Genomic DNA, 21,860 nt, shown 5'->3' with positions numbered 1-21,860 from the left:
CCTGACGGCCCATCAGGAAGCGAAACGCTGGGCCAGTGGGGGCGCGGATGATCGACACCATCGGAACGGACATCCCGCGGGGCGAGGAGCGGCTGCGCCTCGACGTCGAGGACGGGCTCGGCATCCTCACCCTCTGCCGCCCGCGCAAGCTCAACGCGTGGAGCTGGGAGTCCACGCGCCAACTCGGCCTGTTCGCCGACCGCATCCGGTTCGACGACTCCATCCGGGCGGTGCTGCTGCGCGCCGAGGGCCGGGCCTTCTGCGCGGGCATCGACATCACGGCGCCGGGCGGTGCCATCACGGGCCGCTCCGGCGCCGAGCACGCCCGCAACTACTACGAGGCGATGCGCTGGGTCCACGAGCGCTTCCGTGTCTTCGCGCAGCTGCCGCAGCCGGTCGTCGCGGCCGTCCAGGGGTACTGCCTCGGGTTCGGCTTCGAACTGGCGCTGATGGCGGACGTGCGGATTGCGGCCGACGACGCGGTCTTCGCGCTGCCCGAGGCGCGGCTCGGCGTCGCGGTGGACGCGGGCGGTGACCTGCGCATCGCCCGCGAGGCCGGTGCCGGCTGGGCGAAGCTGCTTGCCCTCACCGGCCGCCGGATCGACGCTGCCACGGCCGAGCGGCTCCGGCTGCTCCAACAGGTGGTTCCGGCCGATGAGTTGGCGGAGACGGCCCATGCGCTGGCGGCCGAGATCGCCGCGAACGCGCCGCTCGCCGTCCAGGGCATCAAGCGCGGCATCGACGCGTACGCCGACACGGGGATGGCGGGGGCGCTCGACCGAGTCGCGATGAACGCGGCGATCACGCTCACGTCGGAGGATTCGCGCGAGGGGTACGGGGCGAAGGCGGCGCGGCGGGCGGCGTCGTTCGAGGGGAAGTAGGGGAAGGGCGAGAGCCAGGGGGAGTGGGGGAAGTGGGGGAGCCAGGGGAGGCGGGGGAAGTAAGGGGCCCAGCGGAAGTGTGAGACGCAGAGGGAGCATGGGGCGCAGTGAGAGTACGGGGCGCGGCGGGAGTGTGGGGCGCAGAGGGAGCACGGGGTGCAGCGGGAGTGCCGGGCGCAGAGGAAGTGTGGGGCGTACGGGCAGCGTGGGATGCAGGGAAAGCAGGGAGGCCCAGCTGTTCCCGTACCGTCACCACCGGCGGGCTCACCAGCCCCCTGCGCTGCCAGTTCGCGCCGTCGACCACCAGCGTGTGGCCCGTGATGAAGCGGGCGTACGGGGAGGCGAGGAAGGTGGCCGCCCAGCCCAGTTCGCGGGGCAGGCCGACGCGAAGGGCGGGCTGACGGGCGGCGGCCGTGTCCCCGGCCCGGTCGAGGTTGCCGCGGATGTCGTCGGTCATGTCGTCGTGCGGCATCAGGCCCGGCACCAGGCCGTTGACCTGGATGCCGTACGGACCCCACTCCACGGCCAGGGTCTCCACCAGGCTCTTCACCCCGGCCTTGGCCGCCGCGCTGTGGGCGAAGCCGGGGCCGCCCGTCCAGGCGTACGACGCCCCCACGTCGATGACCGAGCCGGGGGTGCCCGCGGCCAGGTGCCGGCGGCCGAACTCGCGCGTCATCAGGAACGTGCCGGTGAGCGTGATGTCCACGACCGAGCGCCACGCGTTCGGCGACATGTCCTCCGCGGGGACGGGGAAGTTGGCGGCGGCGTTGTTCACCAGGACGTCCGGCAGGCCGTACGCCTCCTGCGCCACGTCGAAGACGTCCGCGACGCGTTCGGCGTCCCGGATGTCGCACACCGCGGCCGTCACGCGCCCGCCCAGCGACGCCAGTTCGTCCCTCGCCGCCTTGAGTCGGTCCTCCTTGCGGCTCGCGATGACCAGGTCGGCGCCGAGTCGCGCGAACTCCGCGGCGATGGCCTTGCCGAGGCCCGTCCCGCCCCCGGTGACGAGGACGACGGTCCCGGAGTAGGTGCCGGGCGGCAGTGCGGTCGCCCCGGGCGGGGGAGGAGGCGGGAGCCCGGGCAGCACGCCGCCCGGCACCACGGCTGCACCGTCCGGCACCACGGCTGCACCGTCCGGCACCACGGCTGCACCGTGCGGCACCACTGCTGCTCCGTCCTGCACCACTGCTGCGCCGCCCGGAGCGACCCCCCTGCCGTCCGGCGCCACAGCTCCGCCGTCGCTCTCCTGGCTCGCCCCGTCGTCCGCGTCGCGATGCGTCATGCGCGCATCGATACCTCGTACGGCGTGAAAGCTCCACACACTTCGGCCGCCATCACAGGCATTCGGCCATTCCACCGGCGCGGGCGGACAACTCGCCGACCAGCCCTGTCATGTTCACGGTCTGCGCTCTAGCCTCGGGGCTCGCTACAAGATCCCCCTGAAATCTGACATCCATCGCTACATCCAGCACTTATAAGCATTTACTGGCATGAACCGGAGGCAGAAGTGTCCTTACGCAGACTCACCGCGCCCCGTCCGCTCGTCGTCCTCGCGGCGGGCATCGCGAGCGCGTCCCTGATGTTCGCCGGTACCGGCGCGGCCGCCGCACCCCCCGCCGCTCCCGCGGAGACGGCCGCCCCCGCCGCTCCCGCCGAGACGGCCACCGCGTCGTTCCCGGGGCCGGGCGCCGTACGAGTGCAGCCCGGGGACGCACAGGCCATGGCTGGAGGTGCCATCCGCAACGTCAACACCGGCCGCTGCATCGACGACAGCGCCGCCTTCGGCCTGCGCGAGCACGCCTGCAACGGTCTCAACTACCAGGACTGGCAGCTCTACGGACAGAACGGCAACTGGGTCCTGCGGAACGCCAACACCGGCCGGTGCATCGACGACAGCGGTGCCTTCGGGCTCCGCGAGCACCCCTGCAACAACCTCAACTACCAGCGCTGGGAGCTGTGGCGCAACAGCAATGGCACGGCGACCTTCAAGAACGAGAACACCGGCCGGTGCATCGACGACAGCGGCGCCTTCGGCCTGCGCGAACACCCCTGCAACGGCCTCAACTACCAGCAGTGGTACGGCCAGTAGAGTCCACTGAAGTCACCGCGGCTTCGTACGTGCGCGCTCCCGCCGCCAGTCGCGCCACCTCCGCTTCGCCCTCCGGAGTGAAGACCCCCGCCCGGCGGCGGGACACCGCCGCGTCGATGTCCGCCATGACGAGGTCGGCGTTGATCATCGACCCGGCGCGGTAGCCGGCGCTCGCCGCGTTGATCACCTGCTCCATGGGGCCCGCGGCGTTGCCGACCGCCCAGACGCCCGGGACCGTGGTGCGGAAGGTCTCGTCCACGGTGGGGTACGGGCCGAAGGGGGTCTCCTTGAACTCCGCGCCGAGCGCGCTCAGGAGCCCCGTCCGGGCCACCGGCTTCGCCGCGACGAACAGCACCGAGCGCGGGAACACCCGGCCGTCGGCGAGCCGCACGCCCGCCAGCCGGTCGTCCTCGACCTCCAGACCCGCGACCTCGCCCTCCACGACCTGGACCCCGGCGGCCGCGAGCCGCTCCCACTCCGCGTCCGGCAGGTCCCGCACGGTGTGCAGGAACAGCGTCACGTCCTTGGACCACTGGGTGACGAGCAGCGCCTGGTGGCTGTTGAACGGATCCCCGGCGAGCACGCCGAAGGGCTGGTCCCGCACCTCCCAGCCGTGGCAGTACGGGCAGTGCAGCACGTCGCGGCCCCAGCGCTCGGCGACGCCCGGCACGGCGGGCAGTTCGTCCACGAGGCCCGTCGCCATGACGACCCGGCGCGCGTGCACCGCCCCGCCGCCCGCCAGCGCGACCCCGAACTCGCCCGCACCGTCCGCCGTCACGGCCGACACGCGGCCCCGCACGACCTCCACCCCGTAGCGCTCCAGCTCCCGCCGCCCCTCGGCGAGGAACTCGGCGGGCGGCATGCCGTCCCGCGACAGGTAGCCCTGCATGTGCGCGGCGGGCGCGTTGCGCGGCTCGCCCGCGTCGACCACCAGGACCCGCCGCCGGGACCGGCCGAGCACGAGCGCCGCGCTCAGCCCCGCCGTGCCGCCGCCGACGACCACTACGTCGTAGCTCTCGTTCCGCATGTCGTTCCGCCTCTCGTCCAAGGTGCCGGTCATGGTGACCACCTCCACGGAGACCATCACCCAAGGCGTGCGAGAACGACAAGTCTCTTTGCCGGTTCGGCAAGAAGGGGCATGATGGGTCCATGAGCGAAGACACCCCGGAGCCCGAAGCGATGGATCAGGTCCTCACCGAGGTCGGCCCCCGGCTGCGCCGCATCCGCAAGGAGCGCGGCGCCACCCTCGCGGGCCTGTCCGCCGCCACCGGCATCTCGGTCAGCACCCTGTCCCGCCTGGAGTCCGGCCACCGCAAGCCCAGCCTCGAACTGCTCCTGCCGATCGCCCGCGCCCACCAGGTCCCCCTGGACGAGCTGGTCGGCGCCCCGCCCGTGGGCGACCCGCGTGTGCGGGCCAAGCCGATCGTCCGGCACGGCCGCACCATGCTGCCGCTGACCCGGCAGCCCGGCGGGCTCCAGGCGTACAAGGTGGTCGAGCCCGCCCGTACCGCGGCCGCCCCCGAGCCGCAGACCCACGAGGGGTACGAGTGGCTGTACGTGCTGTCCGGGAAGCTGCGCCTGATCCTCGGCGACCACGACGTGGTGCTCGGCCCGGGCGAGGCCGCGGAGTTCGACACCCGGGTCCCGCACTGGTTCGGGGCCACGAGCGAGGGGGGCGCCGAGTTCATCAGCCTCTTCGGGCCGCAGGGGGAGCGCATGCACGTACGGGCCAGGCCGACCCGTAAGAGTGACGCGGACTGACGGCACCCGGGCCGCCTCCGCGGACTGTCCCCGCGACTGCCCCCAAGCTGTTCCCATGGGGGCAAGCGACCGCTTAGTATGCGGTCGAGCACGGTCTACGACAGCCCCGTGGAGGCCCCGCATGCAGGCATGGCAAGTGCACGAGAACGGCGAGCCGGGCGAGGTGATGCGCCTCGCCGAGGTGGACCGCCCCGCGCTCGATGAGGGGCAGGTGCTGCTGAAGGTCCGCGCCGCGAACATCAACTTCCCGGACGCGCTGCTCTGCCGGGGCCAGTACCAGGTCAGGCCGGCGATGCCGTTCACGCCGGGCATGGAGATCTGCGGCGAGACCGAGGACGGGCGGCGGGTGATCGCCAACTCCGTGCTGCCGTACGGCGGCTTCGCCGAGTACGCCGTCGCGGACGCGGCCGCCCTGCTCTCCGCCCCGGACGCGCTGGACGACGCGGAGGCCGCCGCGCTCCACATCGGCTACCAGACCGGCTGGTTCGCCCTGCACCGCCGCGCGCACCTCCAGGCGGGCGAGACCCTCCTGGTGCACGCGGCGGCGGGCGGGGTCGGCAGCGCCGCGGTGCAGCTCGGCAAGGCCGCGGGCGCCAGGGTCATCGGAGTCGTCGGCGGCGAGGACAAGGCGGAGGTCGCGCGCGAGCTCGGCTGCGACCTCGTCCTCGACCGGCGTACGGACGACGTGATCGGCGCCGTCAAGGAGGCGACCGGCGGCCGCGGCGCCGACGTGATCTACGACCCCGTGGGCGGCGACGCCTACGCCAAGTCGGCGAAGTGTGTGGCCTTCGAGGGCCGGATCGTCGTGATCGGCTTCGCCAGCGGCTCCATCCCGACGCCCGCGCTCAACCACGCGCTCGTGAAGAACTACTCGATCGTGGGCCTGCACTGGGGCCTGTACAAGACCAAGGACCCGAGCCTGATCCAGCGCTGCCACGAAGAGCTGTCCGAGCTCGCCGCCAAGGGCGCCATCAAGCCGCTGGTGAGCGAGCGCGTGCCGATGGCCGGCGCCGCGTCCGCCGTGCAGCGCGTCGCCGACGGCGTCACGACCGGCCGGGTCGTCGTCCTGCCGCACGGAGGTGCCGCATGACCGACGCCGCCGAACTGCGCACCCGTACCCAGGAGTTGCTGGCCGCGCACCCGCCCGCCACGACGGACCGCGCCGACTTCCTCAAGGCCCGCTTCGACGCCGGCCTCGCCTGGGTGCACTACCCCGAGGGCCTCGGCGGGCTCGGGGCGCCGCGCTCCCTGCAGGCCGTCGTGGACGCCGAGCTGGAGGCCGCGGGCGCGCCCGACAATGAGCCGCGCCGCATCGGCATCGGCCTCGGCATGGCCGCGCCGACCGTGCTCGGCTTCGGCACCGAGGAGCAGAAGCGCCGCTTCCTGCGCCCGCTGTGGACCGGCGAGGAGGTGTGGTGCCAGCTCTTCAGCGAGCCGGGTGCCGGCTCCGACCTCGCCGCGCTCGGCACCCGCGCCGTCCGCGACGAGGAGACCGGCGACTGGGTGGTCAACGGCCAGAAGGTGTGGACCTCCAGCGCCCACACCGCCCGCTGGGCCATCCTGATCGCCCGCACCGACCCGGACGTGCCCAAGCACCGGGGCATCACGTACTTCGTGTGCGACATGACGGACCCCGGCGTCGAGGTGCGGCCGCTGCGCCAGATCACCGGCGAGGCCGAGTTCAACGAAGTGTTCCTCACCGACGTGCGCATCCCGGACGCGCACCGGCTCGGCGCGGTCGGCGACGGCTGGAAGGTCGCCCAGACCACGCTCATGAACGAGCGCGTCTCCATCGGCGGCATGCGCATCCCGCGCGAGGGCGGCATGATCGGCCCGGTCGCCAAGGCCTGGCGCGAGCGCCCCGAACTGCGCACGCACGACCTCCACCAGCGCCTGCTCAAGCTCTGGGTCGACGCGGAGGTGGCCAGGATCACCGGGGAGCGGCTGCGCCAGCAGCTCGTCGCGGGACAGCCGGGACCCGAGGGCTCCGGCATGAAGCTCGGATTCGCCCGCCTCAACCAGGAGATCAGCGGCCTGGAGGTCGAACTCCTCGGCGAGGAAGGCCTCTTGTACGAGGACTGGACGATGCGCCGCCCCGAGATCGTCGACTTCACCGGCCGTGACGCGGGCTACCGCTACCTGCGCTCCAAGGGCAACAGCATCGAGGGCGGGACCAGCGAGGTCCTGCTGAACATCGTCGCCGAGCGCGTCCTCGGCCTGCCCGCCGAGCCGCGCACCGACAAGGACGTCGCCTGGAAGGACCTCGCGCGATGAGCGACCTGCTGTACTCCGAAGAGGAAGAGGCGCTGCGCTCCGCCGTGCGGGCCCTGCTCGCCGACCGGTGCGACGCCGCGACCGTCCTCGCGCGCGCCGAGAGCGACGAACCGCTCGACCGCGAGCTGTGGAAGGCGCTCACCGACGGCATGGGCCTGGCCGGGCTCCTCATCCCCGAGGAGCTGGGCGGCCAGGGCGCCACGCACCGCGAAGCGGCCGTCGTGCTGGAGGAGCTGGGCCGCTCGGTGGCGCCCGTGCCGTATCTCACCAGCGCCGTCGTCGCCACGGAGACGCTGCTCGCCTGCGGGGGCAGCGAGGCCACCGAGCTGCTCGGGGCGCTCGCCGCGGGGCGCACCGTGGGCGCGCTCGCCGTGGGTCTCGCCGTCGCTCCCGGTGGCCCCGTCAAGGGCGTACGCCATGAGGAGGGCGCCCTGCACGGGCAGGTGACCGGCATCGCGGACGCGATCGGCGCCGATGTGCTGCTCGTCCCCGCCGACGGCGGGCTCTACGCGGTCCACACGGCACAGGACGGCGTCACCGTCACCCCGCGGACCTCTCTCGACCTCACCCGGCCGCTCGCCACGGTCACCTTCGACGGGGCACGCGCGCGTGAGCTGTCCCGGGACGCGGACGCGGAAGCGGCCGTACGGCGAGGCCTGCGGGCCGGGGCCGCGCTGCTCGCCTCGGAACAGCTGGGCATCGCCGAGTGGTGCCTGACGGAGACGGTCCGCCACACGAAGGAGCGGCACCAGTTCAACCGTCCTGTCGGCTCCTTCCAGGCGCTCAAGCACCGGCTCGCCCAGCTGTGGACCGAGGTCGTCAACACCCGCGCCGCCGCCCGCCACGCCTGCGACGCCCTCGCCACGGGCAGCGCCGACGCCGACGTGGCGGCCGCCCTCGCCCAGGCCTACGCCGCTCCCGTGGCGGTGCGCGCGGCCGAGGAGGCGCTGCAGCTGCACGGCGGCATCGGCATGACGTGGGAGCACCCCGTCCACCTCTACCTGAAGCGCGCCAAGGCGGACTCGGCGGCCTACGGCACGGCGGGACGGCACCGCGAGGCGCTCGCGGAGCTGGTGGATCTCCAGGCACCCTGACCCGTCGAACCGATTTTGATGCAGCCCGCACCTACCAGGTGCGGGCTGCGCGTTTTACGCCACCATTACGTGGTGCATAATTGCGAGCTGTTCGCAACAACAGCTGATCTTCAGTAGGGGTGTGGAGCATGAGGGCCCGATCGATACGGGGCGCAGGCGCGGTGGCGACGGCGGCCGCGATAGCGGTCGCCGCCTCCGCCTGCTCGGCGCCGGGCGACAGCGGCGGCGCGGGCGGCACGAAGGACTCGGCGGTCGTCGGCATCGCGTACGAGCCCGAGACCCTCAGCCCGCTCCTCGGCTACGGCAAGGACGGCAACTCGAAGATCTTCGACGGGCTGCTCACGCACGACGCCGACATGAAGCTCAAGCCCGCCCTCGCCGCCGAGCTGCCCAAGGTCACCGACGACGGCAAGACCTACACGTACAAGCTCCGCAAGGGCGTCAAGTTCAGCGACGGCAAGCCCTTCTCCGCCAAGGACGTCGTCTTCACGTACGAGACGATCCTCGACAAGAAGACGAACAACGCGTCCAAGACCGAGCTGGACGCCGTCAAGAGCGTCGAGGCCAAGGGCGAGGACACCGTCGTCTTCCACCTCAAGTACCCCTACGCGCCGTTCGCCGAGCGGACCGTCCTGCCCATCGCGCCCGAGCACATCGCGGCCAAGCAGGACGTGAACACCGGCGCCTTCACCACCAAGCCGGTCGGCACGGGCCCGTACGAGCTGGTCAAGTGGTCCAAGGGCGAGAAGCTCACCTTCAAGGCCAACCCCGACTACTGGGGCGGCGCGCCGAAGGTCAAGAACTTCACCATGGCGATCATCAAGGACGACGACATCCGCGCCACCCGGCTCGACGCCGGTGAGCTCGACGGCGCGATCCTGCCGCCCAACCTCGCGAAGAAGTACAAGAGCGACAGCGGCAAGAAGACGTACGCCGCCAAGACCTTCGACTACCGCGTCGTGACGCTGCCCACCGGCAACAAGGTCGCGGGCGACACCGCCGTCCGCCGCGCCCTGGACGTCGGCGTGAACCGCAAGGCCATGGTCGACTCGATCCTGTACGGCGAGGGCAAGGAGGCCTACGGGCCCGTCCCGACGGACAGCCCCTGGTTCACCAAGGGCACCGAGCGCAAGTTCGACGCCGCCAAGGCGAAGAAGATCCTCGACGACGCCGGGTGGAAGCCGGGCAAGGACGGCATCCGCGAGAAGGACGGCGTCCAGGCGAAGTTCCCGCTCTGGTACCTCTCCGGCGACAAGCTCCGCCAGGACCACGCCCTCGCCTACGCCTCCGACGCCAAGAAGCTCGGCATCAAGGTCGAGGTGCAGTCCGGCACGTGGGAGGTCATCGAGCCCCGCATGCCCAAGGACGCGGTCCTCGCCGGCGGCGGCTCCCCGGCCGACCCGGACTTCGACCAGTACACGCTCCTGAAGTCGTCCCTCGCCGGCGACGGCTTCAACAACATGGCGCACTACGACAACCCCAAGGTCGACAAGGCCCTGGAGGACGCCCGCAAGAGCGGCGACCACGCCGAGCGCCAGGCCGCGTACGACACCATCCAGCGCGAGCTGGTGAAGAACCCGGGCTACACCTTCCTCACCCACATCGACCACCTCTACGTGGTCGACAAGAAGTTCGGCGATCTCACCACCCAGGTCGAGCCGCACGACCACGGCCTGGCCTCCGGCCCCTGGTGGAACGTCGAGGACTGGCAGCCGAAGAAGTGACATCGGCGATATCCGAGGCCCACGGGAAGGCGACGCGGCGTCGCCTTCCCTGGGGGCCGATGGCCCGCCTCGCGGCACGGCGGCTGCTGTTCGCCGTGCCCGTGCTGCTCGTCGTCTCCTTCGGCGTCTTCGCCATCGCCGCCGCCTCGCCCTTCGACCCCGTCAAGGCGTACGCGGGCACGGCCGGACTCACGGCCTCGCAGGAGAACCTCGACCAGCTGCGCGCCAACCTCGGCGTCGACCGGCCGCTGACCGCCCGCTGGTGGGACTGGCTGACCTCGGCGCTCACCGGTGACCTCGGCGACTCCAGCACCCTGCGGCAGCCCGTCGCGGACGCCATCGGCGAACGCATCGGCTGGTCCGTGCTGCTCGCCGCGACCGCGTTCCTCGTCGCCATCCTGCTCGGCACCGCCCTCGGCGTCCTCGCCGCCCGCCGCCCCGGCGGCTGGGTGGACCGCGCCGTGACCTCCCTCGCGTACACCCTCGAAGCCGCGCCGCCGTTCTGGCTCGGCCTGCTCGCCGTCTGGCTGTTCGCGCTGAAGCTCGGCGTGCTGCCCTCGGGCGGCCTGACCGACACGGCCAGCTCGACTGTGACCGCAGGCCAGGTCGCGAGCCACTTGGTGCTGCCGGCCGGCGTCCTCGCGATCTCGCAGCTGCCCTGGTTCGTCCTGTACGTGCGCCAAGGCGTCGGCGACGCGCTCGGCGACGACCCCGTACGCGGCGCACGCGCGCGTGGCCTCGCCGAACGGACCGTGCTGCTCGGACACGCGCTGCGCTCCGGCATGCTGCCCGTGCTCACGCTCATCGGCTCCCGCGTACCCGAACTGATCACCGGGGCGCTCCTGGTGGAGACCGTCTTCAGCTGGCCCGGCATCGCCGCCGCGACCGTGCAGGCGGCGACCTCCGTGGACTTCCCGCTGCTCGCCGCCCTGACCGCGCTTGCCACCGCCGCGGTCCTCCTGGGCAACCTCGTGGCCGACCTCCTGTACGGCCTCGCCGACCCGAGGGTGGGATTCGATGGCTGACATCGTCTGGCGCGCCCATGGGGGCGTGCGCCGCTCCACGCGCGCGTGGCGGGTGCGTACGTCCGCGGTGATCGTCGCCGCGGTCGTCCTCGCCGTCCTCGTCGTACCACCGCTCGTGAACCTCGACGAGCAGGCCGTCGACCTCGCGTCGAAGCTGCAGCCGCCGTCGCTGGCGCACCCCTTCGGCACCGACGACGTCGGCCGCGACCTGCTGCTGCGCTGTGTCTACGGCCTGCGGGTCTCGCTCCTCGTGGGCGTCGTCGCGGCCGTCGTCGCCACCGTCATCGGCACGGCCGTCGGCGCCCTCGCGGCCGCCTCCGGAGGCTGGGTCGACCGGATCGTCATGCGGCTCGTGGACGTCTTCTCGTCCGTGCCGCACCTGCTGCTCGGCATCTTCATCGTCGCGATGTTCCGGCCCGGCGTCTGGCCGGTCGTCGTCTCCGTGGCGCTCACGCACTGGCTGTCCACCGCCCGCATCGTGCGCGCCGAAGTGCTGTCCCTGCGCTCGCGGCCGTACGTCGACGCGGCGATCTCCGGCGGCGCCTCACGCCTTCGCGTCGCCGTGCGGCACCTGCTGCCCGGCGTCCTGCCGCAGGCCGGACTCGCCGCCGTCCTGATGGTGCCGCACGCCATCTGGCACGAGTCCGCGCTGTCCTTCCTCGGCCTCGGCCTCCCCTCCCACCAGGCGAGCCTCGGCACGCTCGTGCAGAGCGCGCGCGGTTCGCTCCTGGCGGGCGACTGGTGGCCGACCCTCTTCCCCGGCCTGTTCATCATCGTGCCCACCCTGGCGATCGCGGGCCTCGCGGGCGCCTGGCGGGAACGGATCAATCCCCGGCGCCGATCGGAGCTCATGCTGTGACGGTCCCCGTCCTGTCCGTACAGGGTCTCTCCGTACGGTTCCGCATGCGCGGCGGCGCCCATGTCTCCGCCGTCACCGACGCCACCTTCGACCTCGCGGCGGGGGAGTGCCTCGCCCTAGTCGGCGAGAGCGGCTGCGGCAAGTCCGTGCTCGCCTCCGCGCTGCTCGGCCTGCTCCCCGAGAACGCCGAGACCGCGGGGAGCGCGCTGATCGGTGGCCTGGATCTTCTCACCGCCGACGAGCGCACCCTCGCCCGCACCGTGCGGGGGCGGCGCGTCGGCCTCGTGCCGCAGAGTCCCGCCGCCCATCTGACGCCGGTCCGCACCGTGCGCTCCCAGCTGGAGGAGACCCTGCGGGAGCTCGCCGGGGTGCGCAAGCCGCAGCTGCGGGCCGCCGCCGAAGCGGCGGCCCAGCGCGCCGCGTTCCCCTCGGGCCACCTCGACCGCTACCCCCACGAGCTGTCCGGCGGCCTCGCCCAGCGCGCCGCCACCGCGCTCGCCCTCATCGGCGACGCGCCGCTGCTGCTCGCCGACGAACCCACGACCGGCCTCGACCGCGACCTCGTGGACCGCACCGTCGACGAACTGCGCCGGCACGTCGGCGACGACCGCGCGCTGCTCCTGATCACCCACGACCTGGCCGCCGCCGAACGGATCGCCGACCGCGTCGCCGTGATGTACGCCAGCCGCGTCGTCGAACTCGCCGACGCCACCGACTTCTTCGGCACGCCAGGACCCAGGCACCCCTACGCCCGCGGGCTCCTGAACGCCCTGCCTGAGCGCGCCTTCACGCCCGTCCCCGGCATGCCGCCCGAGCTGTCGGCGCTCCCCGCGGGATGTGCGTTCGCTGCGCGCTGCGACCGGGCCGACGAGGCGTGCGGCGCGCTGCCCGCGCTCACGGACGGTGCGGCCTGCCACCACCCCCACGCGGACGTGCTGGAGGCCCCCCGTGCTTGAACTGCGCGCCATCACCGCCGGATACGACCGGCGTGCCCCCGTCGTCCGGGACGTCGACCTCACCATCGCCCCCGGCGCATCCGTGGGCCTGCTCGGCCCCAGCGGCTGCGGCAAGTCCACCCTCGCGCGGGTCGCCGCGCTGCTGCACCGCCCCGACGCGGGCCAGGTCGTCATCGACGGCGAGCCCGCCCGCGGCTGGCGCCACCGCGCCCCCCGCGAGCAGCGCACGGCCTTCGGCGTCGTCTTCCAGCAGCCGCGGCTCTCCGCCGACCCCAGGCTGGCCCTGTCCGACCTGATCGCGGAACCGCTGCGGGCGGTGGGCCGCGGCTCCGAAGCGGCCACCGCCGTCCCGGAGCTCGCGGCCCGCGTCGGCCTCGGCAAGGAGCTGCTGGGCCGCCGCCCGCACGAGGTCAGCGACGGCCAGCTGCAACGCGCGTGCCTGGCCCGCGCGCTGGTGCTGCGCCCGCGCTGGCTGATCTGCGACGAGATGACGGCGATGCTGGACGCCTCGACGACGGCGGCCCTGGTCCACGTCGTGGAGGAGTACCGGGCCGAACGCGGCGCCGGTCTGCTGGCCGTCGGCCACGACCGCGTCCTCCTGGAACGGTGGTGCGACCGCACCACGCACTGGGACGAACTGACGGACAGGGCGCCCGCCGAACAGTAAGGGTCCGCTCAGGCGGGCAGCCGGGTGTCGATGACGCAGCTGATCTCGACGACCTGGCCGGGGAAGGTCAGTTCGGTGACGCCGACGACCGTGCTGACCGGGCGGTGGTCCCCGAAGTACGCCAGGTTCCCCGCCGCCACCGCCCCGGCGTGCCGCCGCAGGTCCACCACGTACAGGGTCTGCGAGACGATCTGACCGCGGGTCGCGCCGTAGTGGCTCAGGATCTTGTCGAAGTTGGCGTACGTCAGGTCGAGTTGGGCGGCGAAGTCGTCCGCGTGCCGGAACTCGCCGACGTCGTCGAGCGCGAGCTGTCCGGAGACATGGATCAGGTCACCGGACCTGATCGCCTGCGCATAGCCGAAGTCGCTCTCGGCCGGCACGTCGTGGCTGAAGACATCGTTCGTGGGCATGCTGTCGTCCGCTCTCCTGTCGCGAGAGCTCTCGCTCTCCTGTGGTTACTCGGGAACCGTAGGAGAGCAGCCACTGAACTGGAAGGACGCACTTTTCGGGAACTGAGGAACCGGACGGTGACCGAGCAGGTCACGGCACCCGTCGTGAACGCCCGGCATCGATAACGCCAACTCCCGTAAGGCCAGGGTTGCCTGACGCGGGTTGGGCCTCATACTCACTGAGGTTCCGCTCACCGTCGTATCCGCGCGTCGCGTTCCGACGCGTCACCACTCGTCCCTCCGGGAGGCAGACATGGCCCTCACCACCCGTCGCAGAGCCCTCACCACCCTCGGCGCGGCCCTCGCGGGCGGCATCGCGATACCCGCCCACGCGCACGCGAGCAGCGGCGGGCGCCACCCCCGCCCCCGGCCGCTGTTCCGCGCCCACGCCCACAACGACTACGAACACCCCCGGCCCCTCCTCGACGCCCTCGACCACCGCTTCGGCAGCGTCGAGGCCGACATCTTCCTCGTCGACGGAGAGCTGCTCGTCGCCCACGACCCGGTCGACCTCGATCCCACCCGCACCCTCGCGTCGCTCTACCTGAAGCCCCTGGCGGCCCGCGTGCGCGCCAACCACGGCTCCGTGTACCGGGGCCACCACCGCACCCCCTTCCAGCTGCTCATCGACATCAAGACCGAGGGCGCGTCGACATACGCCGCACTCCACCGCCAACTGCGGCCCTATCGGCACCTGTTCACGTCGTACACCCACGGGAAGGTGCGCCGCGGCGCGATCACGGCTGTCGTCTCCGGTGACCGCGCGGCCCGCGCCCCCATGGAGGCGCAGCGCGTCCGGCACGCCTTCTACGACGGCCGCCTCGCCGACCTGGGAACCGCCGCGCCCGCCTCGTTCATCCCGCTGATCAGCGACAACTGGTTCCTCAACTTCAGCTGGCAGGGCACGGGCCCCATGCCCGCCGCCGAGCGCGACAAGCTGCGCGGCATCGTCTCCGCCGCCCACGCGCGCGGGCAGCGCGTCCGCTTCTGGGCGACGCCCGACCTGCCGGGCCCGCAGCGCGACGCGGTCTGGGGCGAGCTGCTCGCCGCCGGTGTCGACCACCTCAACACCGATGACCTCGCGGGCCTCGAGGCCTTCCTCGACGCGCACGGCCGATGATCCGACCGGATCAACCTTCGCGCGAGTAACACCCGTTCGGAGCACAGGTCAGAGGCCCGAACGCCTCCTCCGCTACGCGACACTGACGGCCGGAAGCCGCGGTCCCGCGTGGCGGAGGAGGTACTTCGCATGGCTGTCTCGATCTCTGTCGTGCTGCTGCTCGTGATCCTTGCTGCGGTCTTTCTGCGCAACGGAGCGCTGAAGCTGTCGCACGCCGTCGTCTGTCTGCTGCTGGGCTTCTACCTGGCCGGCACGAGCATGGCGCCGACCATCCAGGACGGGCTGACGGCCACCGCCCACATCGTCAGCGGCATCCGGCCGTGACCGGTTCGTGCGCCGGCCCGCGGGCCGTTCCTTTCGGGTTCATGAACAACTGACGCTGTTTCATGGACACTTCAAGAGGAGCGCTCTAGCTTCGGCGCATGCCCAGCAGACTGCGCCGCCTCGTTCCCGCCGGTGCCATGGCCCTGACCGTGTCCCTCGCGGCCCCCGCCCACGCCGACGACATACCCAGAGCCCCCGGGCACCGGCTCGTCGAGCAGTACGAGGGCGCGCCCGCCGACGCCCGCCCGCTGCCCGGCACCCCGCCGCCCCAGCACCCGTACCTCGCCGCCAACGGCCGCAGCGGCATGCACGCCGACGCCGCGGGCAGCGGCACGTACCCCTGGAGCGGTCCGCTCGGGAAGCGGCCCGCGGTCGACAGCGAGAAGATGGCGGCGCTGGGCGGCGAGTGCGCGACCGTCACCTTCGACCGCGACGGACGCATCGTCACCGTGTGCGGCACGTTCACCGGCTTCCTGGTCAAGCTGCTCGACCCGAGGACGCTGGACACGCTCGCCGAGTACAAGCTGCCGCAGCGGCCCTCGACCGTCGAGGCCATCACCCGGCTCGACTTCTCGAAGATCTTCAAGGACACATCGGGCGGCGCCTATTCGTACCTCGACAACGAGGACAGGCTCGTCCTCGCCGACTCCCGCCAGCACATCGTCCGGCTCGCGCACGAGCGCACGGCCGACGGCGGATGGCGCTTCGTCGTCGACAAGGAGTGGGACCTCACGGCACACGTCCCGCACGACTGCGTGAGCTGGACCAACCTGTACCCCAGCGGTGAGTGCGACCCCGTCACGTCGGTGATGCCGGACTGGGACGGGCGCATCTGGTGGGTGACGCGGCAGGGGCGGGTCGGGACCGTCGACCCGGAGTCCGGCGACATCCGCTCGATCCGCCTCTCCGGCGAGGAGATCCAGAACTCGTTCTCCGTCGCGGAGGACGGCGTCTCCATCGTCTCCGACCACGCCCTCTACAGCTTCCGCGCCGCCGCGGAGGGCACTCCGAAGGCCGTCTGGCGTCAGACGTACGACCGCGGCACCGGCACCAAGCCCGGCTCGGTGAACCAGGGTTCGGGCACCACTCCCGACCTCTTCGGCGAGCACGACGACTACGTCGCCATCACCGACAACGCCGACGACCGCATGAACGTCCTCGTCTACCGGCGCGGCGCCGACGTGCCCGCCGACGAGCGGCTCGTCTGCAAGGTCCCCGTCTTCCGCTCCGGCGCGTCCACCACCGACAACTCGCTGATCACCTGGGGCGACAGCCTCGTCGTCGAGAACAACTACGGCTACGAGAACATCACCTCGCTCACCTTCGGCCGCAGCGTCGTCGGCGGCGTCAGCAGGATCGACGTGCGCGAGGACGGCAGCGGCTGCGACACGGCCTGGGAGAGCGGGGTGCGCGCCCCGTCCACCGTGCCCAAACTCTCCACCGCCAACGGCCTGTTGTACTTCTACACGAAGGAGCCCAACAGCCTCGGCGTCGACGCCTGGTACCTCACCGCGGTCGACTTCCGCACCGGCGACACCCGCTGGAAGCGGCTCGCCGGCACGGGCGTCGCCTATGACAACAACTGGGCGCCCGTGACGCTCGGACCCGACGGGACGGCCTATGTGGGCGTCTTCAACGGGCTCGTGGCGGTACGCGACACGGAGTGACGGGCCGTCATTTCCCGGAGAACACGCCGATGCCGTTCGGAACGGGCCGCTCGATCCCGCCGCTCGGGTTGTTCCGCACCGTCACGGCATCGGCGCCCGGGGCGCGCGCGACCAGCGTGGCCGTCGCGGAGACCAGGGTCGATGAGCCACCGCCGTCCAGACTGAAGCCGTCCCGCGCGCCGAGACCCCGCAGCGTCTCGGCCACCTCGGCGATCGTCAGACCCGCACGGAACTCCGGGGAGCCGTCGAGCGAGAGCAGCAGCAGCCGACGGCCGTCGTCGGAGATCCCCGCCGCCGTCCGCACCGCCGACGTCGTGGCATCGAGGCCGGGCAGCGGCACACCGTTCCGCAGCACGGGATAGCCGCCGATCGCGAAGCGCAACGGCTTGCGCGACTCGGCCGCCACAAGACGGTGCCTGACGTGCACCCGGTCGCCCGCCGACAGCTTCCGCAGCTCCTGCGCGCCCGCCTCACGGCCGACCAGGACCGTCTCGTCCGCGGCGATCGGGCCGCTGCCCGGCGTGTCGGCCGAGGCCACGACACGCCCGTCACGCACCGTCACCTCGTGCGTGTCGGTGCTGCAGGGCGCGCCGCGGCTCGTGTCGGTGCCGCAGGTCGCGCGCACGCGCGAGACGGTGCCCCAGTCGGCGGTGAAGGCGCCGACGGAACCCACCGGCAGCGCGTACTGGTTGAGGCCGCCCAGCGGGAGGCGGGAGCCACGGGTGCGGACCTGCCCGTCCAGGGCGAGGCTGTCCAGGCGGGCCCTGCGGTCCTGGCCCACGCCGAGGACGGCCTCGGTGGTCACGCCCGGCGGCATCGCGGGACCGAAGCGCTGCCCGTTCGGCACGGCGGCCTTGAGTGCGCGGCCGCTCGCGATCGCGGGCCCGACGGGCGCGCCGGTCGCCTCGACACCCGGGTGCTGGGTCTCGGTGATGTTGAAGAAGTCTCCGTTGATGCCGCCGACTGCGCCGGCCCCGTTCGCGAGCGTGGAGACGGGCGCACGCGCCGCGACCTTGCCCGGATACAGCAGCCCGACGCGCGTGCGCGGGTCGCGCAGATCTACGTCGAGGACGTGCGCGCGGGCCGTGCCGCGGGAGCCCTCCACGTCGAAGTGCCGGTACTCCACGCCCGGCGCGATCCTGCCGCCGGCGCGCTCCGCGACGCCGGAAGCACCACCGGCCGGTGCCGCTCCCGCGAGAGCCGCACCGGCCAGCATGCCGAGCGTCGTGAAGAGGGTGCAGACCGTTCTGGACCGTCCACCGCGTTGCTTCTGGCGTGCCACAGATCCCCCTGGTTCCTGGTGTCGGCCGGGCGGCGAAGTGAGCGAAGTAACTGTCGCAGCAGCCAGGGGAGTTCACCAGATGTGGGTGGCTACGTTCCGGCCAAGCGGGAACGGATGAGGAAACGTACGCCCTCCGGTGCCTCCAGCGAGAAGCCGCTGCCTCTGCCCGGCACCACGTCCACGATCAGCCGGGTGTGGCTCCACACCTCGTACTGGCTCTTCGACATCCAGAACGCTACGGGCTCGGCCACCCCATCGACCGTCAACGACGCGAGGCAGACGTCGGAATCACCGGTGCGGAAGTCGCCGTCCGGGAAGCACATGGGGGCGCTGCCGTCGCAGCAGCCGCCCGACTGGTGGAACATCAGCGGCCCGTGCAGCTCCCGCAGTCGCCGTACGAGCCGTGCGGCGGCAGGGGTGAGCTCGACCCGAGGGGTGCTGCCATCGGTGTCTTTCATCTCCTGGCGGTCCATGGGGCGACTCTGCCCCGCGGCACGTTGCAACAGGGTTGCGGGGAACGGCCGCCGGGCGCCTGTTCGGAGCAATTGTCGGATGGTCGGGTCGTGTCGCGGGGGCAGCGGCGGCGGACCGCCCGAAGCTGGTGCGATGCGCTGGCTCCTCTCATCGATCGCCGCCCTGTCGCTGGCCGTCCCCGCGTCGCACGGGGCGGCCGCCGCTCCCGCTCCCGCCGCCCTCGTCGAGCCGGCGTGCCGCGCGGGCACCGCCCCCTACCAGCGGGAGCTGGAGCGTGAGCTGCGGCTGCCGGTCGACGGGCGCCAGTCCGCCGCCGACTGCGCGGCCATCCGGCGGCTCCAGCAGCGGCTCGGCGTCCGCCCGGCGGACGGCAGCGCCAACCTGCGGACGTACCGCTTCGTCGTCGCCGACTCCATCCGGCGGAACCCCGCGCAACGGCGGACCTGCCCCGCGAAGCCGTACCGGGTCACGTGCGTGGACCTGACCCGACAGGTCCTGTGGGCGCAGTCAGGGTCAGGCCGCAGGCTGGTCTTCGCCCCGGTGCCGATCCGCAGCGGCCGGGACGGTCTGGAGACCCGCCGCGGCTGGCAGCGGATCTACCTGAAGAACCGCGACCACTTCTCGACGATCTACCGCGTCCCCATGCCGTACGCGCAGTTCTTCAACGGTGGACAGGCTCTGCACGGCACCCGTTCCGACCTCTTCTCGTCGGGCTCGGGCGGCTGCGTGAACCTGGCCATCGGGGACGCGAAGCGGCTCTACAACCTGCTGGTCAAGGGTGACCGCCTCTACATCTGGGGCACGAAGCCGGGCACGGGCGGCTGACGCCACCCGCGCCCGTCGGGGCCACCGGGGGCTACTTCTTCTTGCCCCCGCCGCGCTCGTTGGTGAGCGTCACCGTGACGCCCTTCGCCGCGTTGCCCTCGGTCACCCTGTGCGGGCCGCTGACCCTCTTCGACGGCAGGACGTAACCGTCGGGCACGGCCGTCTCGCGCAGGTAGTACGAACCGAGGTCGAGCCCCTGGAACTCGCACCGGCCGCGGCCGTCCGTGGCGCACCCCCCGTCGGCGAGCGTGTCCCGGCCCGCGCCCGAGGTCTGCAGCCCTGGCCTGCCGTTGGTCTCGCGCCAGAGCTGGAAGACGGCGCCCGGCAGCGGCCTGCCCGTCTTCTTGTCCTTCTTGACGACCGTGATCGAGCCGACGTCCTCCGGTTCGTCACGCACACTGTTCAGCGCCTCGACGGAGACCCCGTCGTCGGCGTTGGCCGCGGTGAGGACGAGGGGCCCGAAGACCGCCGGGTCCGGCAGTTCGTACCCGTCGGGGGCCTTCGTCTCGACCCAGTAGTACGTGCCGACGGAGACCTCTTTCTCGCAGGTGCCGACGGCGTCCGTCGTGCAGGGCGAGCCCGTCGCGGTGTCGGGGTCCGATCCGGTCTGCTGGAGCCCCGGCCTGCCGTTGGTCTCGCGCCACAGCTGGAAGACCGCGCCCGGCAGCGGCCTGCCCGTGTCCTTGTCCTTCTTGACGACGGTGACCTCGCCCTCCACGACGGTGCGCTTCTTCTCGTTCGCGGCCGTGACCGACACGCCCGCGGAGGCGTTGGCCTCGGTCAGCTCCAGCGGTCCGAAGACGTTCGGCGATGGCAGGTCGTAGTCGCGCGGGGCCTTGGTCTCGCGCCAGTAGTACGTGCCGAGCGGCACTGTCCGGGCACACTCGCCCGGGGCCTCGGTGACGCAGGGGCCGCCGACCTTCGTGTCCGGGTCGTCGCCGCGGGTCTGCAGCCCGTCGACGCCGTTGGTCTCCTCCCACAGCTCGAACTCCGCGCCCGCGAGCGGCTCCCCGTCGTCCTCGTCGGTCTTGACGACCTTCACCTCGCCCGAGGTGGGCGCGTCGGAGCAGTCGGGCAGGTCGCCGTCGAAGGGGTAATTGTGGAACTCCTGGCCGCCACCGCCCGACGCCGAGCTGGTGTGGGTGAGCGAGCCCGTGGTGAAGAAGCGGCCGTTCATGCCCGGCACGCTGATCGTGGACGCCGAGCCCTGGTCGCCGATCAGGACACTGCCCTGGAAGTGTCCGGTGCCCTTGATCTCCACCGACGTGGCGTCGGGGAAGTTCCACAGCAGCCGGCTGCGCAGCTGGTTGAACCCGCTGCTGTCGTCGATCGTCCCGCTGTACGTGTTGATGGTGCGCTTGGTCCCGAGGACGTTGACCAGCACCGTGGCGCCGTCCGGGATGCCCTCGAAGCGGATGCCCTCCTGGCCGCCGCTGCCGCCCATCAGGTCGAAGTCCACGTTGAAGACCTGGAGCATGGAGGTGTTGTCACCCCGGAACAGGGTCTCGCCGCCCGCGTGCGTGGCCGTTCCCGTCGGCGTGCGCGTGCCGCCCTCGGGGTGGGCGTAACACTGGCTGGCGGCGGTGAGTTCGTCCCGCAGCGGCCGGTAGGGCTCGGCGGCGTCGGCGTCCTTGCGCACGGTGCCGACAATCCTGCCGGTGGCGTCACCGGCGTGGCGCACCACACCGTCCTCGGCGAGCAGCCGCTCGCCGGCGGCGACTCTGACGTCGCCGCCCGTGGTGAGCCAGTCCGCGCCGACGGGCGGCGCCACCCGGGAGCCGACGCCGGCCTCCCCGATGTTGTAGACGCTGCTGGCGCCGGCGACCTTGTCCTGGTCGAAGTCGCCGAGGACGACGACGCGCCCTTCGGCCTCCGCGGCGCGCCCGCGGACGAGGAAGTCGCCGCCCACGTACACGTTGATGCCGTTGTCGCGGTACCGGATCCCATCGTTGTTGACCGGCGGATAGCCGCCGCTGGGGCAGTTGCCCGGCACACACGGGCCGAGCCCGCCGGGCAGCGGCTTCGCCGCGGCGCCCGCGGCGGAGTGCGCGGCGGCGGGCATGGCCGGCAGGCCGCTTCCCGCCACGACGGCGAGGAGACACAGATACCTCATTCCGGACCGGAAGAGGGAGGGAACGGTCACGTGCACATCAGCTCCTCACAAGGACAGAACGACGTGGAGGAGGCTTGCACGACTGCCCTCCGTCGCCGATCAACCGATCCGTGCCTTCCTGCGAAGAGCACCGCAAAGGCCGAGTGCAGGGACCACGGCCCGCTCGCCGTGACCGTGATCCGCACGGCCGAGCGATGTGATCACCCGATCGTGAGTTCCGCCGCGCCCGGGCCGGTCCGGACGCGATGCTCACCGGGACGGCGGGCGGCCGACTCC

Annotated in this window: 21 protein-coding genes; 15 read left to right on the top strand and 6 right to left on the bottom strand. The window is 72.3% G+C overall.

What is annotated here, in order from left to right; genetic code table 11:
• The first annotated feature begins 47 nt into the window (after window positions 1-47).
• On the top strand, window positions 48-881 hold the full coding sequence (locus tag ACH4D5_RS29235; RefSeq protein WP_398308128.1) for an enoyl-CoA hydratase/isomerase family protein: 834 nt from the start codon (window positions 48-50) through the stop codon (window positions 879-881).
• Here ACH4D5_RS29235 and ACH4D5_RS29230 read toward each other — a convergent pair.
• The gene (locus ACH4D5_RS29230; RefSeq protein WP_398308126.1) at window positions 808-2,163 is read right to left on the bottom strand and encodes an SDR family oxidoreductase; all 1,356 of its coding nucleotides are present in this window, start codon (window positions 2,161-2,163) and stop codon (window positions 808-810) included. The two genes, ACH4D5_RS29235 and ACH4D5_RS29230, sit on opposite strands and share 74 nt — an antisense overlap.
• Before the next feature lie 225 nt (window positions 2,164-2,388).
• On the opposite strand from ACH4D5_RS29230, the gene ACH4D5_RS29225 reads away from it, so the two are divergent.
• Entirely contained in the window at window positions 2,389-2,970 is a 582-nt protein-coding gene (locus ACH4D5_RS29225; protein ID WP_398308124.1) for an RICIN domain-containing protein, read from the top strand.
• Here the strand turns inward: ACH4D5_RS29225 and ACH4D5_RS29220 are convergent.
• Window positions 2,942-4,030, bottom strand: a complete 1,089-nt coding sequence (locus ACH4D5_RS29220) for an NAD(P)/FAD-dependent oxidoreductase (protein ID WP_398308122.1) — start codon at window positions 4,028-4,030, stop codon at window positions 2,942-2,944. The two genes, ACH4D5_RS29225 and ACH4D5_RS29220, sit on opposite strands and share 29 nt — an antisense overlap.
• Window positions 4,031-4,119: 89 nt before the next feature.
• Between ACH4D5_RS29220 and ACH4D5_RS29215 the strand changes: the two genes are divergently transcribed.
• From ACH4D5_RS29215 to ACH4D5_RS29175, 9 genes are all read left to right on the top strand, one after another.
• Window positions 4,120-4,731: a helix-turn-helix domain-containing protein gene (locus ACH4D5_RS29215; RefSeq protein ID WP_398308120.1), complete on the top strand. Its 612-nt coding sequence runs from the start codon at window positions 4,120-4,122 to the stop codon at window positions 4,729-4,731.
• 121 nt (window positions 4,732-4,852) lie between these two features.
• Window positions 4,853-5,821 (top strand): NADPH:quinone oxidoreductase family protein, encoded by a 969-nt coding sequence (locus ACH4D5_RS29210; RefSeq protein ID WP_398308118.1) that lies wholly within the window; start codon window positions 4,853-4,855, stop codon window positions 5,819-5,821.
• Window positions 5,818-7,005 carry an acyl-CoA dehydrogenase family protein gene (locus ACH4D5_RS29205; RefSeq protein ID WP_398308116.1) on the top strand — a complete coding sequence of 396 codons (1,188 nt, stop codon included), beginning with the start codon at window positions 5,818-5,820 and terminating at the stop codon, window positions 7,003-7,005. The genes ACH4D5_RS29210 and ACH4D5_RS29205 overlap by 4 nt, the downstream gene beginning before the upstream one ends.
• Window positions 7,002-8,099: an acyl-CoA dehydrogenase family protein gene (locus tag ACH4D5_RS29200; RefSeq protein ID WP_398308114.1), complete on the top strand. Its 1,098-nt coding sequence runs from the start codon at window positions 7,002-7,004 to the stop codon at window positions 8,097-8,099. The genes ACH4D5_RS29205 and ACH4D5_RS29200 overlap by 4 nt, the downstream gene beginning before the upstream one ends.
• Before the next feature lie 128 nt (window positions 8,100-8,227).
• Window positions 8,228-9,823, top strand: a complete 1,596-nt coding sequence (locus ACH4D5_RS29195; protein WP_398308112.1) for an ABC transporter substrate-binding protein — start codon at window positions 8,228-8,230, stop codon at window positions 9,821-9,823.
• Window positions 9,824-9,882: 59 nt separating this feature from the next.
• Window positions 9,883-10,848 (top strand): ABC transporter permease, encoded by a 966-nt coding sequence (locus ACH4D5_RS29190; RefSeq protein WP_398308110.1) that lies wholly within the window; start codon window positions 9,883-9,885, stop codon window positions 10,846-10,848.
• Window positions 10,841-11,707 carry an ABC transporter permease gene (locus ACH4D5_RS29185; protein WP_398308108.1) on the top strand — a complete coding sequence of 289 codons (867 nt, stop codon included), beginning with the start codon at window positions 10,841-10,843 and terminating at the stop codon, window positions 11,705-11,707. The genes ACH4D5_RS29190 and ACH4D5_RS29185 overlap by 8 nt, the downstream gene beginning before the upstream one ends.
• Before the next feature lie 44 nt (window positions 11,708-11,751).
• On the top strand, window positions 11,752-12,663 hold the full coding sequence (locus ACH4D5_RS29180; protein WP_398308465.1) for an ABC transporter ATP-binding protein: 912 nt from the start codon (window positions 11,752-11,754) through the stop codon (window positions 12,661-12,663).
• A complete protein-coding gene (locus tag ACH4D5_RS29175; RefSeq protein WP_398308106.1) occupies window positions 12,656-13,330 on the top strand; it encodes an ABC transporter ATP-binding protein in 675 nt (224 codons plus the stop codon). Before ACH4D5_RS29180 ends, ACH4D5_RS29175 begins: the two co-directional genes overlap by 8 nt.
• A gap of 8 nt (window positions 13,331-13,338) precedes the next feature.
• On the opposite strand, the gene ACH4D5_RS29170 is transcribed toward ACH4D5_RS29175, so the two are convergent.
• Window positions 13,339-13,740 carry a RidA family protein gene (locus tag ACH4D5_RS29170; protein ID WP_398308104.1) on the bottom strand — a complete coding sequence of 134 codons (402 nt, stop codon included), beginning with the start codon at window positions 13,738-13,740 and terminating at the stop codon, window positions 13,339-13,341.
• Between the two features lie 292 nt (window positions 13,741-14,032).
• Between ACH4D5_RS29170 and ACH4D5_RS29165 the strand changes: the two genes are divergently transcribed.
• The 3 genes from ACH4D5_RS29165 (at window position 14,033) to ACH4D5_RS29155 (ending at window position 16,890) form a co-directional block, all read left to right on the top strand.
• On the top strand, window positions 14,033-14,899 hold the full coding sequence (locus tag ACH4D5_RS29165) for a phosphatidylinositol-specific phospholipase C/glycerophosphodiester phosphodiesterase family protein (RefSeq protein WP_398308102.1): 867 nt from the start codon (window positions 14,033-14,035) through the stop codon (window positions 14,897-14,899).
• Between the two features lie 129 nt (window positions 14,900-15,028).
• The gene (locus ACH4D5_RS29160; protein ID WP_362989947.1) at window positions 15,029-15,223 is read left to right on the top strand and encodes a hypothetical protein; all 195 of its coding nucleotides are present in this window, start codon (window positions 15,029-15,031) and stop codon (window positions 15,221-15,223) included.
• A 98-nt stretch (window positions 15,224-15,321) separates the two neighbouring features.
• On the top strand, window positions 15,322-16,890 hold the full coding sequence (locus tag ACH4D5_RS29155) for a hypothetical protein (RefSeq protein WP_398308100.1): 1,569 nt from the start codon (window positions 15,322-15,324) through the stop codon (window positions 16,888-16,890).
• Window positions 16,891-16,897: 7 nt separating this feature from the next.
• Here ACH4D5_RS29155 and ACH4D5_RS29150 read toward each other — a convergent pair whose 3' ends face one another.
• Together ACH4D5_RS29150 and ACH4D5_RS29145 are read right to left on the bottom strand one after the other, a co-directional pair.
• Entirely contained in the window at window positions 16,898-18,106 is a 1,209-nt protein-coding gene (locus ACH4D5_RS29150) for a phosphodiester glycosidase family protein (protein ID WP_398308463.1), read from the bottom strand.
• Window positions 18,107-18,261: 155 nt separating this feature from the next.
• Entirely contained in the window at window positions 18,262-18,645 is a 384-nt protein-coding gene (locus ACH4D5_RS29145) for a DUF779 domain-containing protein (protein WP_398308098.1), read from the bottom strand.
• A gap of 133 nt (window positions 18,646-18,778) precedes the next feature.
• Here ACH4D5_RS29145 and ACH4D5_RS29140 point away from each other — a divergent pair, with 133 nt between their 5' ends.
• A complete protein-coding gene (locus ACH4D5_RS29140) occupies window positions 18,779-19,471 on the top strand; it encodes a L,D-transpeptidase (RefSeq protein ID WP_398308096.1) in 693 nt (230 codons plus the stop codon).
• Between the two features lie 31 nt (window positions 19,472-19,502).
• Here ACH4D5_RS29140 and ACH4D5_RS29135 read toward each other — a convergent pair whose 3' ends face one another.
• On the bottom strand, window positions 19,503-21,614 hold the full coding sequence (locus tag ACH4D5_RS29135; protein WP_398308094.1) for a choice-of-anchor A family protein: 2,112 nt from the start codon (window positions 21,612-21,614) through the stop codon (window positions 19,503-19,505).
• Window positions 21,615-21,860: the final 246 nt, after the last annotated feature.

Origin of the sequence: Streptomyces sp. NPDC018029 (assembly GCF_044327655.1) — a bacterium.
GTDB lineage: Bacteria > Actinomycetota > Actinomycetes > Streptomycetales > Streptomycetaceae > Streptomyces.
This window is presented reverse-complemented; position numbering and strand designations above follow the sequence as displayed.

Excerpts from the sequence above, each read along its gene's own strand:
- ACH4D5_RS29160 (WP_362989947.1), top strand. The coding sequence starts at position 15,029 with ATGGCTGTCTCGATCTCTGTCGTGCTGCTGCTCGTGATCCTTGCTGCG.
- ACH4D5_RS29210 (WP_398308118.1), top strand. The coding sequence starts at position 4,853 with ATGCAGGCATGGCAAGTGCACGAGAACGGCGAGCCGGGCGAGGTGATG.
- ACH4D5_RS29200 (WP_398308114.1), top strand. The coding sequence starts at position 7,002 with ATGAGCGACCTGCTGTACTCCGAAGAGGAAGAGGCGCTGCGCTCCGCC.
- ACH4D5_RS29215 (WP_398308120.1), top strand. The coding sequence starts at position 4,120 with ATGAGCGAAGACACCCCGGAGCCCGAAGCGATGGATCAGGTCCTCACC.
- ACH4D5_RS29150 (WP_398308463.1), bottom strand. The coding sequence starts at position 18,106 with ATGCTGGCCGGTGCGGCTCTCGCGGGAGCGGCACCGGCCGGTGGTGCT.
- ACH4D5_RS29180 (WP_398308465.1), top strand. The coding sequence starts at position 11,752 with ATGCGCGGCGGCGCCCATGTCTCCGCCGTCACCGACGCCACCTTCGAC.
- ACH4D5_RS29190 (WP_398308110.1), top strand. The coding sequence starts at position 9,883 with ATGGCCCGCCTCGCGGCACGGCGGCTGCTGTTCGCCGTGCCCGTGCTG.
- ACH4D5_RS29170 (WP_398308104.1), bottom strand. The coding sequence starts at position 13,740 with ATGCCCACGAACGATGTCTTCAGCCACGACGTGCCGGCCGAGAGCGAC.
- ACH4D5_RS29230 (WP_398308126.1), bottom strand. The coding sequence starts at position 2,163 with ATGACGCATCGCGACGCGGACGACGGGGCGAGCCAGGAGAGCGACGGC.
- ACH4D5_RS29145 (WP_398308098.1), bottom strand. The coding sequence starts at position 18,645 with ATGGACCGCCAGGAGATGAAAGACACCGATGGCAGCACCCCTCGGGTC.
- ACH4D5_RS29235 (WP_398308128.1), top strand. The coding sequence starts at position 48 with ATGATCGACACCATCGGAACGGACATCCCGCGGGGCGAGGAGCGGCTG.
- ACH4D5_RS29140 (WP_398308096.1), top strand. The coding sequence starts at position 18,779 with ATGCGCTGGCTCCTCTCATCGATCGCCGCCCTGTCGCTGGCCGTCCCC.
- ACH4D5_RS29155 (WP_398308100.1), top strand. The coding sequence starts at position 15,322 with ATGCCCAGCAGACTGCGCCGCCTCGTTCCCGCCGGTGCCATGGCCCTG.
- ACH4D5_RS29205 (WP_398308116.1), top strand. The coding sequence starts at position 5,818 with ATGACCGACGCCGCCGAACTGCGCACCCGTACCCAGGAGTTGCTGGCC.
- ACH4D5_RS29185 (WP_398308108.1), top strand. The coding sequence starts at position 10,841 with ATGGCTGACATCGTCTGGCGCGCCCATGGGGGCGTGCGCCGCTCCACG.
- ACH4D5_RS29195 (WP_398308112.1), top strand. The coding sequence starts at position 8,228 with ATGAGGGCCCGATCGATACGGGGCGCAGGCGCGGTGGCGACGGCGGCC.
- ACH4D5_RS29165 (WP_398308102.1), top strand. The coding sequence starts at position 14,033 with ATGGCCCTCACCACCCGTCGCAGAGCCCTCACCACCCTCGGCGCGGCC.
- ACH4D5_RS29220 (WP_398308122.1), bottom strand. The coding sequence starts at position 4,030 with ATGACCGGCACCTTGGACGAGAGGCGGAACGACATGCGGAACGAGAGC.